Origin of the sequence: Pseudotamlana haliotis (assembly GCF_008806375.1) — a bacterium.
Taxonomy (GTDB): Bacteria; Bacteroidota; Bacteroidia; order Flavobacteriales; family Flavobacteriaceae; genus Pseudotamlana; species Pseudotamlana haliotis.
On sequence record NZ_WAAT01000028.1, the window covers coordinates 69,450 to 81,521 of the forward strand.

Here is a 12,072-nt window from a genome sequence, read left to right on the forward strand (position 1 = left end):
CAACAAATGAAACATACATATCACATACACGGCATGACATGCAACGGCTGTCGCAGTCACGTTGAAAAAACACTGTCAGAAGTTTCAGGTGTGTCAAAGGCTTCTGTTAATTTAGAAAAGGCTGAAGCAACCATCGAAATGGATTCTCATATTCCTTTAGAAACGTTTCAAAAAGCGTTAGAGGAAGATGGCGGCAATTACAGTATTCATAACCAAGGAGAACACCAACATACCAAAGAGGAAAAAGCGCCAAAGCCAAAAGGTAAGGGTACAGGCACATTTTATTGTCCAATGCATTGCGAAGGCGATAAAACTTATAACCAACCAGGAGACTGTCCTGTTTGCGGAATGGATTTGGTTGAAGAACAAAACCTTTCAACTTTACATTCAGAACAATGGACATGCCCTATGCATCCAGAAATTATAAAAGATGAAGCAGGTGCTTGTCCTAAGTGTGGAATGGATTTGGTGCCCTTGGAAGCCGATAGTTCGGCAGAAGAGAAAGCCTATAAAAAGTTATTGAAGAAGTTTAAAATAGCCGTTGCTTTTACATTGCCAATTTTTCTTATTGCAATGAGTGAGATGCTTACCAATAATCCATTATTTGACATTATGGAGCAAAAATATTGGAATTGGGTGCAATTCGCTCTGTCCATTCCTGTCGTGTTTTATGCAACATGGATGTTTTTTGAGCGTGCCTACAAAAGTATAAAAACATGGAATCTAAATATGTTTACACTCATTGGAATAGGAGCAGGTGTAGCTTGGTTGTTTAGTGTTTTTGGCATGTTTTTTCCAAATGTATTTCCTGCACAGTTTAAAACAGAATCGGGTGCAGTGCATGTTTATTTTGAAGCAGCAACAGTAATTCTAACCTTGGTGCTTTTAGGTCAGCTTTTAGAAGCGCGTGCTCATAGTAAAACCAATTCTGCAGTTAAGGAACTATTAAAGTTAGCGCCTAATAAAGCTATAAAAATAATAGATGGTGAAGAGATTGAAGTCAGTATTGATAAGATCGCATTAAATGATATTCTCAAAGTAAAACCTGGTGATAAAATACCTGTTGATGGTGTGATTACCGAAGGCGAAACAACCATTGATGAATCTATGATAACAGGGGAACCTATTCCTGTGAACAAATCACAAGATGATAAAGTTAGTAGCGGAACCATTAATGGCAATCAATCCTTTTTGATGAAAGCTGAAAAGGTAGGAAGCGATACGTTACTTTCACAAATCATTCATATGGTTAACGATGCGAGCAGAAGTCGCGCTCCAATTCAAAATTTAGCAGATAAAGTATCTGGATTTTTTGTGCCAGTGGTCGTACTCATTTCTGTAATTACATTTATTGTTTGGGCCATTTGGGGGCCAGAGCCGGTGTATGTATATGCGTTTGTCAATGCCATAGCAGTTCTAATTATTGCATGCCCATGTGCTTTAGGGCTAGCAACACCAATGTCTGTAATGGTTGGTGTAGGCAAAGGGGCTCAAAATGGTGTGTTAATTAAAAACGCCGAAGCACTTGAAAAAATGGATAAGGTAGATGCTTTAATTGTCGATAAAACAGGTACGATCACAGAAGGTAAACCAACAGTAGTAACTATAGGTGCTTTTGGAGAGGGTTTCAATGAGAAAGAAGTACTTCAATACATAATGTCATTGAATACGAATAGCGAACATCCTTTAGCTGAAGCCACAGTAAAATACGGAAAGGAGCATCAGGTAGAAATACTAAAATCAGATAATTTTAGTGCCATCACAGGAAAAGGTGTTGAAGCTATAATTAATGATAAAAAAGTAGCATTAGGAAACCCTAAAATGATGGAATATGCGAAGGCAGACATTACATCTAAAATGGAAGCCAAAGCTCAATCTTATCAAAAGCAAGGTAAAACAGTGTCATATTTATCATGGGGAGAAACTGTTATTGGGTATGTTGTTATAGGTGATAAAATTAAGGAAACTAGTGCAAAAGCCATTAAAGAACTGCAAAGTAACGGTATTGAAGTCATCATGTTAACAGGCGATAATTACGATACAGCACAAGCTGTAGCAGCAGAACTTAATTTGGCAGATTTTAAAGCCAGTATGCTTCCAGAAAATAAACTTAAAGAAGTAGAAAAACTTCAAGAAAAAGGAAAAGTAGTTGCCATGGCAGGTGATGGTATTAATGATGCACCAGCATTGGCTAAAAGTGACATTGGTATCGCCATGGGAACGGGTACATCTGTAGCTATTGAAAGTGCCATGATAACATTGGTTAAAGGTGACTTACATGGCATTGTGAAAGCAAAAAACTTGAGTCATGCTGTTATGAGAAATATTAAACAGAATTTATTTTTTGCCCTCATTTATAACACTTTAGGAGTGCCTATTGCAGCGGGAGTGTTATTTCCATTTTTTGGCATTTTATTGTCTCCAATGATTGCAGCATTAGCCATGAGTTTCAGCTCGGTTTCAGTAATAGCCAATGCCTTAAGATTAAGAACAATTAAAATTTAACTATAAAATCAAATAATTATGAAAAATTCAAAGGATAATCATAAAAAGGGAAATTATAAAACTTTCTTTTTAATGTTGGCTTGCTCTTTTGTAGCAATGTATATAACGATGTATTTAAATACGTATGCAATAGATCATGTTTGGTTTAGCTTAACACGTTTCTATATGACCTGTTTAGGGATTTCTACAATGGCAGTCATTATGTGGTTTTTTATGCGAAAAATGTATAATGATAAAAAAAAGAATATAGCAATACTTGCAGGAAGTTTTATTCTGTTTGTAAGCGCATTAGGTTTAGTAAGAACGCAAGCTCCAATAATTGGTGATGTACTCTGGATGAAAGCCATGATTCCACATCATTCTATAGCCATTTTAACAAGTGAAAGGGCAGATATAAAAGACCCAGAAGTTAAAAAATTGGCTGAAGATATCATTAAAGCACAGCGTAAAGAAATAGAAGAAATGAAAGGAATGATAAAACGATTAGAAAATGAAAAATAATAAAATAGTGATATACATAGGCTTAGTTGCCACTGGCCTTTTGTTGGGATGGTTACTTTTTAGTGGTTCGTCTAAACAAGAAAAAGTTCATAATCACGATGAGGTTGCAGAAACCAATCAAATGTGGACCTGCTCAATGCATCCACAAATTATGCAACCTGAACCGGGCGATTGCCCTATTTGTGGTATGGATTTAATTCCTGCCGAAGCTGGAGCAGATGGTTTACTTGCAGATCAATTTAAACTTACTGAAAATGCGATGGCATTGGCTAATATTCAAACTACAGTTGTAGGTAAAGATTTAACAGCTGATGGAATCGTTAAACTATCAGGAAAAATAGTCGAAAACGAAGAAACCAATGTTGTTCAGGTCAGTTACTTTTCTGGTAGAATAGAACGCTTAAATATTAGTTTTACAGGTGAAAAAGTGCGTAAAGGACAATTGTTGGCTTCTATTTATTCGCCAGAACTGTATGCAGCACAACAAGAATTGATTACTGCAGCTTCCTTAAAAGAGTCACAACCTACCTTGTACAAAGCGGTACGTAATAAATTAAAACTTTGGAAACTTTCTGAAAACCAAATCAACCAAATAGAAACGTCAGGTAAAGTCATTGAAAATTTCCCTGTACACGCCACGGTTTCAGGTACAGTTACCAAAAAATTGGTAGAACAGGGAGATTATATTAAACAAGGGCAAGCTTTGTTTAATATAACAAACCTAAATACGGTTTGGGCAAACTTTGATGTGTATGAAAATCAAATTGAACAATTTAAAAAAGGTCAAGAAATTAATGTGATTTCAAACGCTTACCCTAATAAAGATTTTAAAGGAAAAGTTGACTTTATTGATCCTGTTTTAAATACTAATACACGTACTATAGATTTACGAGTAGTTTTAAATAACAAGGAAGCCCTTTTTAAGCCAGGTATGTTTGTAACCGCAGAAATTAAAAGTGGTAAAGCCAATTCCAATGAAACCATAACCATTCCAGCTTCAGCAGTGCTTTGGACAGGCGAACGCTCTGTTGTATACATCAAAACATCACCTAATGAACCTGTTTTTGAATTGAAAGAAGTGACTTTAGGTAGTAAAATAGGTGCTAATTATGAGGTGCTAGAAGGGTTGAGTAGTGGTGATGAAATAGTAACCAATGGCACATTTACAGTTGATGCAGCAGCACAATTACAAGGTAAAAAATCTATGATGAATAAGCATGGTGGTAAAACAATGACAGGTCATGAAGGACATTCAGGAATGGAAAAAAATAATTCCAGTACCGAAAATGAGCGTTCTGGTATAAATAAACGTGTAACTGTTTCAGAGAAATTTCAAGAACAATTAAAAGCTGTGTTTAACGACTATATCAAATTAAAAGATGCGTTAGTAAAAGATGACTCAGAAGGAAGTTCCAAAACAGCATCCTCATTATTATCTAGTTTAAGTCGGGTAGATATGAAATTGCTTAAAGGTGAGGCGCATAATCATTGGATGTCACTAATGAAAGAAATAAAACCCTCTGCAATGTCCGTTTCTAAAACCTCAGATATAAATGAGCAAAGAAACCATTTCAAACACCTCACAACACAACTAATAACTGCAGTACAGCTGTTTGGGGTTAATGAGAAAGTTTATGTGGAATTTTGTCCGATGGCAGATAACAATAATGGTGCATATTGGTTGAGTAGAGAAAAAAAAGTAGTTAACCCATATTTTGGTAGTGCCATGATAACTTGCGGTGAAGTAAAACAAGTCATAGAATAATAAATTAAGTAGTAATAATTAAATTTTAAAACAATGAAAGTAATTTTAAGCGTAGCGGTAATAGCAGTATTAGGTTTAACAAGTTGTAAAAACGAAACCAAAAAAGAAATGGATACTCCAACTACTGAAATGTCAAAGGAAATGGCATATACAGACATATCCTTTGGTGTTAGAGGTAATTGTGGTATGTGTAAAAATACCATTGAAAAGGCGGTCAATAGTGTAGAAGGTGTTGCAAGTGCTAACTGGGATGTTGATAAGAAAAAAATTGACGTTTCTTTTGATGAAAGCAAAACGGATGCCATGGCAATTCATAAGGCCATAGCAGCTTCAGGTTACGACACCGAAAAAGTTGCAGGTAGTGAAGAAGCCTATAAGGAATTGCCAGGTTGTTGTCAATACGATCGTGAAATGATGATGAATCAATCTGGAGATAAAAAGGAAGAAGGGCATTCAAATCACGATCATTAATTTTATATTTTAAGAGTCTTTTTCGGAAGGCTCTTTTTTTATTCCCCACAACACAAAACCCAGCATTTTGCGAAAAGCAAAACACCTCTGTCTTTTGTGTTGTTCCCCGCGCCACCGCCATGTTGTTTTTATATCACGGTATTTGTAGCCACCGCGCAAATAGCACATTACTTTTTTTAGCTCGACCTGTCTCGAGCCGCCAGGTCGAGCTAAAAAAAGCAATAAGCTATTGCCAAACACCAAAACAAATACAGCGCCATAAAAACAACCCCAAGCTATATTTACATAACGGGTAGTTATAATAGCAGCCGCTACACCCACCACATTACCAAAGCTGTAGTTATAACGCCATTATGTAAAATAGCCGCTTATCCCAGGCTCACATCCGAACTTTTAACCATATTTTGAACAAGCTTTAAGCAGTCGGTCATTTCAAGAGTTGCGATAATTGAACATCATATTCGTTATCTCATTCAAGCTGCACAAAACCATCGTTAAGTCCAGGTATTCCTTACCTCAAGTCTTTGCTTGTTTCTTTTCGTTAACAAATATTAAAGGCCACTTTTCCCCACCACCCCAAGTAATAGGTTATAAAAAAACAGGTTTAAGAAGCTTTCGTTTACTATGGCACATTGCTTTTTTAACCAACCACTTCATCAAAAAGAACAGTCAGGTTTAAAAAAGTAATAAGCCATTTAAGTTGTCCGGTACAAGTACCTTAATTATAAGCTAGGCTATGGCCTAACCATATAATTAAGGCACCTATACTCTCGCACCACCCATCTCTAAATCCAGTCGAATAAACCTGTTTTTTTAAATGTTAATTCCCCAGAAAAGTTTGAAGTTTTAGTTGTAATACAACGTCTAAGTAAATTATAATTATTTAAGGTAAATAGGTATATAAAAATAAAAAAGGATGCAAATATATGTGGATCCCATCAGCCAACCCGCAAGGCTGTAAAGGTCAAGCCCTACGGGTTTTGAATAAAATTTTTTTAATAGATTTCTTTTATTTAATTAATGTTCAAACTCAAAAAACTTTGATCCAAAAACCTTGACAGCCTCATCCTCACCACAACAGACATGGCTTTCTTTTTTATTCTTTCTAAAAAAATATTGGCGCGAAATGAGCGTAAGCGAATTCGCGAATCCGTTAAGAAACAAATAGAAGATTGAGCAAACGTAGCGAAGCAATTAATTTTAAATTGTATAGCTATGTCAAGTTTTGAAATCAAGACGCACCAAATCGGAAGAACCTACTCAAACCCTCACTTTTTTATTTTGAATAAAGGTCAAAACAGCGGAAAACCGTTAGAGCAGCCATGCCCAAATTGTTTTGTGATAATTACAACTTCAGAAGAAGTTAAAAACAACCTGTATCATTTAACTATGATGCTTCAATTGGGGCAATATTTTTCATATTGTCTAAAGGGGAGTGTGATACCCTTTATAACCAAAAACGATTGTTCAAAAATCATAAACAAGGCCTTTAATATGAATAACCTGATCCTTAAAAAACAGCTTAAAACAATGCAGATATTGAATCAAAAAGAAGCGGAGTATCTGTTTTTGCTTCAAAAAATCCAGCAACTTAAATTGGCTTATATTAAGGGAGCTTTTAAAAAGATGATATAAATAGCAAAAAAAAAGAGACTTTTAAGGAGTCTCTTTTTTAGTTTTACTTTTCAATCTAATCTGAATAATTCGGTATAATTTTTTCAAAATTAAAGATGCTATAAAACTTACCACAGCACCAAACACAGCCATGATAAATGTGGTTAAAAATTGATCGGAACCTATATTAGGTAAGGCCGAAAAAACCGTTCCACCAATAATCGTGTGTTTAGCATGTAAATCGAAATAGGACACCTTTTTACTATTAATAATTAAACGAATTCTATACTTTAGAATCTGAATTCTGAGTTTTCAAACTTGTGTTTGAAGTATCAGTAACCGCAGTCTGACTTACAGCTGTGGCAACCGTTCCTGCAACTGTTAGATAGGTTGCAATAGTTACAACTAAAGAAGGTAGTGAAATAGGGGCAGATAGTATAGCTCCTCCTGCAGCAGCTAAGCCGAGGCCAATATTTCGTAGTACTCTAAAAAATTTAGGTGTAGGTCCTGTTAATCTTTGAATAATAGTCATGATTTTATGATTTTATAGTGAGTGTTAATGTATTGTTGAGGTCGAGGTGTTGATAACACAACGAAATTAATTTGGTGTGTAATGCTCTTGATAAGGCACCTTTTCCGATACCAGATAACTGCGTAACAGGAGCGATACAACCCCTAAGGTCTTTTTTAGCATCATTACCAGGATGGATTAATATGAGCTTCCTATTATAGACATCAATAAGTTGTAAGTGATGTTTGAATTTGGAAGAATACCTTTTTTTAACCGTATAAGTTCCTTCCTTTATGCACGATATATTTCTTTCGTTATCATGCCAAGGCAGCTCAATAGTAAATCCTAGAAATGTGTTATTAAAGAAGAGCGCACCATTGGTGCCCTCTTCAAAATAGGTTCGGTGCAAGATTAGCATAATCTATACAGTGTCCATAGTAGCCACCATAAGGGCATTATACGAACCGTTTTTTAGTGGGTACATTTGCCCATTTACCTCTTGAAAAAACTCAACACCAACAACCTGTAAAACAGGTAGAACGGAGTTTTCTGTAATATCGGCGCTCAAATTAATAGCAGCTGTATCAGCACCATCATACGGTAAAATAGCCGTTTCATCACTTTCGAAAGTTGAAGTTTCATTAACGAAATCTAATTCAGCAGCACCAGAAACCACTTTAAAATGTGTAGTTCCATTAGGAGCAGCAATTCGAATAGTAGGAGCGAAGGGTGCTAAATCGGTGGTCGCGGTACCCGTCACACGATCAAAAGCAGTAACAAATGGAGCAAAAAGGGTAGCACCAAGTTTGGCGTTGGCGTTAAAATTGAACCCCTCCAAAACAGTCATGTTACCATCTTGAATAGTACGTGAACCACGTGGATTAGTTGGGTCTGTTTTAACAACGGCTAATAAGTTTTTTGTCAAACGGCTTACCACTTGTTTGTCTTTAGCATTCTGTAAAAGAATACGGATGGCATTTCTAATAACCTTGCCGCCTTTTCCTGCGCGACCAAACTCCGAACCGTTTTCACGAGTTCTTTGAAATGCGGGGTCAGTAGCAATTCTACTCGCATCAACACCTCCTTTAGCACGAGCTAAATGCCCGTCTGCACTTTTGTAAAAGGAAATATCTCCGATAGTTCCCTTTAATTTAATAATACCTGTTTGTTTTGCCATAATATTTAATATTTTAAATTCTCAACAAAACACAGTAGATTTATAGAACAAATCAAAAAAGTGACGTCACCCATGCCGTTAGTGAATACTTCTTCCGAAAAAGAATATGGATTCCTCAACCTAACAGTACGGATAAAGCATAGATAAAGTACCAATGAAGATAATTAGAGCTTGCATATATCCAAAGGACATTCAGCGTATCACAGGCAGAAGTGAACGCTACGGACGCAAGTTATTAAACGACATAAAAACTTACCTGGGCAAAGACCAACATCAATTCATTACCGTTGAAGAATTCGCAGACTACACAGGCATAACTAAAGAGATAGTTAAAGAGTATTTATAACAACTTTAATACAGTTTGTATGATTCTAGTGCCTTTTGTTTCGTATCTTTATTGAGTATTGAAGTTCAAAATACTTCTAATCTATTACAAAGTATATGTGTGCTATTCGGTTACCTTTTTATTAGTATAAAAATAAACCTAGCGCTATAAAGGGCTTACAACGAGGGGTACAATCCCTTCGCGGTCACGAATAAAAAGAAAAGGAAAAAATTAATTTGAGCTTGCTCAAGGTTTAATTTTTTCCTTTTCTTTTTTCAAAGCGGAGCTTTGAGGGAAGCGCGCAGCGAATCCCCTTCGTGTATAAAAAATGTAACGCTCTATTATGTTCTAATCGCGCGCATTTGCAGTTTAAATTTGCATGTTCGAATTTGTAAGAGAAGCTTTTTGAGTGTCAGCACGACCTGTTGAGGGATATTCAATCCCTTCGGTCAAATCAAGTTTACTTGAATTTGTAAGTGGAACTTTTTGATTTTCAACATGGAGTGTTGAGGGATATTTAATCCCTTCACGGTACAAAAAGCTAAAATTAATAAGTTGTTTTTTTTATTCTTTAGCAAATTTTTTGTCTTATAAATTAAGTTATAGATTTGTGTAAATAATGTAAAAAAGACCATTAACGCTCTTCATTGTACTTTTTTTAAATTGTAAAATAAATTAATTTTAGTTTGCCATTTGAAAAAGGTAGTAGTTGCACCGCAGTCAATAAATCATACGAATATGGAAAAGAACACCACTGTAAAATGCCCAAATTGTAAAGAAGCCTTTAAAGTTGATGATTCGGTGTACACTGATATTGTTAAGCAGGTTCGTGACCAGGAGTTTTCTGCAGAATTAAGCAATAGATTGACAGCAGCCGAAAAAGAAAAAACATCAGCGATACAACTTAAAGAATCACAGTTACAACAAGTTTTTCAGCAGCAATTAGCAGCCAAACAAAGTGAATTGGAAGCGCTAAAGCTTAAGTCTAGAACAGCATTGATTGATGAGGTTTCTAAAAAAGATCAGTTAATAAATGAACTAAAGACTAAAATTCAAATGGCTGAAACCGAAAAGAAACTAGATGTGTCTTCGGCGGTGAGTCAAATAGAAAAGGAACGCGATCAGCTTAAAAATGAATTAAAGTATAAGGATACTGAAAAAGAACTGTTAGAAAGTTCGCTAAAACAACAATTTAGCAATCAATTGGTGGGTAAAGATGCCTTAATAAAGGTTCGTGACGAAGAAATAGAGCGCTTAAAAGACTACAAGCAAAAACTTTCGACTAAAATGATTGGGGAATCTCTTGAGCAGCATTGTGAAACCGAGTTTAATAAGTTGCGTGCTACAGCTTTTCAGCAAGCTTATTTTGAAAAGGATAATGATGCTTCTGCAGGTACAAAAGGCGATTATATTTTTAAGGAAACTGATGTAAATGGTAATGAGATTGTTTCTATCATGTTTGAAATGAAAAACGAAAACGATCAAACAGCCACTAAAAAGAAAAACGAAGACTTTTTTGCAAAACTTGATAAGGACCGTCGTGATAAAGGCTGTGAATATGCAGTATTGGTGTCGTTATTAGAGGCAGACAATGAGTTTTATAACACAGGTATTGTAGATGTGTCTTATAAATACGAAAAAATGTATGTGGTGCGTCCGCAGTTTTTTATACCAATGATTACCTTGCTACGAAATGCAGGAATGAAATCTTTAGAGTATAAACAGGAGCTGCATGTGATTAAAAATCAAAACATAGATATTGCCAATTTTGAAGAAAAGATTGATGCGTTTAAAACTGGTTTTGCTAGAAATTACGATTTAGCGAGTCGTCAGTTTAAAACAGCTATTGATGAAATTGATAAAACTATGAATCACCTTCAAAAAACGAAGGATGCCTTGTTGTCTTCAGTGAATAACCTGCGTTTAGCAAATAATAAAGCAGATGATTTAACCATAAAAAAACTGACTCATGGTAATCCTACTATGAAGCAGAAGTTTAATGATTTGAAATAACCAGGTGAAATAATTGTTATTTTGTTGATTATCAGCTCTTAATGTTGTTTGTTTTCTGTGAAATTTTGTAACTTCAGCATAAAACAATGAGCTGTGTTTTAAGGGCACAAATCATGAATTACGCTGAGTTATGCCAAACATTTTAGATCAACCGCCGTTAGAAGTGATACAAAATGTAGAACTACTAAAACAAGATTTACATCATCATATCCCTTCTAAAAAGTTAGATGAAAATTTACTGATAGCCAGTTGGAACATTAGAGCCTTTGGTAATTTAACACGGAAGTGGGAGAGTGTTGATAGCGATAGTCCAAAACGAGATCTTCATGCCATATTATGTATTGCTGAAATCATAAAACGCTTTGATGTCATAGCTATTCAAGAGGTGAAAGCTAATATTCGAGCTTTACGAGATACTTTAAAGGTTTTAGGGGTTCATTGGTCACTTATTTTAACCGATGTGAACAAAGGTGACGCCGGGAATGGTGAGCGTATGGCTTATTTGTTTGATACGCGCCGTGTGCAACTTTCAGGCTTAGCGGGAGAGCTTGTGGTACCTCAAGAGTGGTTAAACGCGACTTCACAAGAAGCCCTAACCGAACAGTTTGTAAGATCACCCTATGCGGTTAGTTTTAAATCGAATCATCAAACTTTTATTTTGGTAACCTTACATATTCTCTATGGTAAAAAATCTAGCGACCGCGTAAAAGAATTGAAAGGCGTGGCAAAATGGTTAAGTGATTGGTCTGAAGATGTTAACGCTTACCACCAGAATATGATGGTGTTGGGAGACTTTAATATTGATGAGCGCGGCGATCTATTAGACGAAACCTTTTTGTCTGAAGGCTTGTTTGTGCCTTCGCAACTTCAAAACCCCGATGTAACCCGTTCAATTTTCAACGAAACCAAATATTACGATCAAATCGCCTGGTTTAATGGAGACAACAATAAACCACGATTGTCCATGAATTTTCTAAATGGAGGGAATTTTGATTTTATGAAAACCGCTTTAATAAATAGAAATTTATCGAAACAAAGCTTGTCTTTTCATATCTCCGATCACTATCCGCTGTGGGCAGAGTTTCAATTGTGAAGGAAATCGAAAGAGTACTTTCTCTATATATTTAAACAAGGTTCTTAAAACCAACTTATTTTGAACGTATTGTATGATGTGATATTTCTTATCTTTA

Annotated in this window: 11 protein-coding genes; 7 read left to right on the forward strand and 4 right to left on the reverse strand. The window is 35.6% G+C overall.

Going from position 1 to position 12,072, the window contains the following annotated elements; genetic code table 11:
- The first annotated feature begins 6 nt into the window (after window positions 1-6).
- From F6U93_RS04360 to F6U93_RS14990, 5 genes are all read left to right on the forward strand, one after another.
- Window positions 7-2,505, forward strand: coding sequence for a heavy metal translocating P-type ATPase (locus tag F6U93_RS04360; RefSeq protein ID WP_150937209.1), 2,499 nt, complete (start codon window positions 7-9; stop codon window positions 2,503-2,505).
- A gap of 18 nt (window positions 2,506-2,523) precedes the next feature.
- A complete protein-coding gene (locus F6U93_RS04365) occupies window positions 2,524-3,006 on the forward strand; it encodes a DUF305 domain-containing protein (RefSeq protein WP_068603875.1) in 483 nt (160 codons plus the stop codon).
- Window positions 2,996-4,771, forward strand: coding sequence for an efflux RND transporter periplasmic adaptor subunit (locus F6U93_RS04370; RefSeq protein WP_150937211.1), 1,776 nt, complete (start codon window positions 2,996-2,998; stop codon window positions 4,769-4,771). Before F6U93_RS04365 ends, F6U93_RS04370 begins: the two co-directional genes overlap by 11 nt.
- 33 nt (window positions 4,772-4,804) lie before the next feature.
- Window positions 4,805-5,242: a heavy-metal-associated domain-containing protein gene (locus F6U93_RS04375; protein WP_150937213.1), complete on the forward strand. Its 438-nt coding sequence runs from the start codon at window positions 4,805-4,807 to the stop codon at window positions 5,240-5,242.
- Between the two features lie 1,215 nt (window positions 5,243-6,457).
- The gene (locus F6U93_RS14990; RefSeq protein ID WP_150937215.1) at window positions 6,458-6,877 is read left to right on the forward strand and encodes a DUF6943 family protein; all 420 of its coding nucleotides are present in this window, start codon (window positions 6,458-6,460) and stop codon (window positions 6,875-6,877) included.
- 21 nt (window positions 6,878-6,898) lie between these two features.
- Here F6U93_RS14990 and F6U93_RS04385 read toward each other — a convergent pair whose 3' ends face one another.
- Genes F6U93_RS04385 through F6U93_RS04400 form a run of 4 tightly spaced genes read right to left on the reverse strand, consistent with a single transcriptional unit; the run spans window position 6,899 to window position 8,544 of the window.
- Window positions 6,899-7,111: a hypothetical protein gene (locus F6U93_RS04385; protein WP_068603865.1), complete on the reverse strand. Its 213-nt coding sequence runs from the start codon at window positions 7,109-7,111 to the stop codon at window positions 6,899-6,901.
- Between the two features lie 28 nt (window positions 7,112-7,139).
- The gene (locus tag F6U93_RS04390; protein ID WP_150937217.1) at window positions 7,140-7,388 is read right to left on the reverse strand and encodes a hypothetical protein; all 249 of its coding nucleotides are present in this window, start codon (window positions 7,386-7,388) and stop codon (window positions 7,140-7,142) included.
- A gap of 4 nt (window positions 7,389-7,392) precedes the next feature.
- Window positions 7,393-7,788: a DUF5675 family protein gene (locus tag F6U93_RS04395; protein WP_150937219.1), complete on the reverse strand. Its 396-nt coding sequence runs from the start codon at window positions 7,786-7,788 to the stop codon at window positions 7,393-7,395.
- Window positions 7,789-8,544: a hypothetical protein gene (locus F6U93_RS04400; protein WP_150937220.1), complete on the reverse strand. Its 756-nt coding sequence runs from the start codon at window positions 8,542-8,544 to the stop codon at window positions 7,789-7,791. It abuts the gene before it with no gap.
- Window positions 8,545-9,607: 1,063 nt separating this feature from the next.
- Between F6U93_RS04400 and F6U93_RS04410 the strand changes: the two genes are divergently transcribed.
- Window positions 9,608-10,882, forward strand: a complete 1,275-nt coding sequence (locus F6U93_RS04410; protein WP_150937224.1) for a DUF2130 domain-containing protein — start codon at window positions 9,608-9,610, stop codon at window positions 10,880-10,882.
- 130 nt (window positions 10,883-11,012) lie between these two features.
- Window positions 11,013-11,975 (forward strand): endonuclease/exonuclease/phosphatase family protein, encoded by a 963-nt coding sequence (locus tag F6U93_RS04415; RefSeq protein ID WP_150937226.1) that lies wholly within the window; start codon window positions 11,013-11,015, stop codon window positions 11,973-11,975.
- Window positions 11,976-12,072 lie beyond the last annotated feature (97 nt).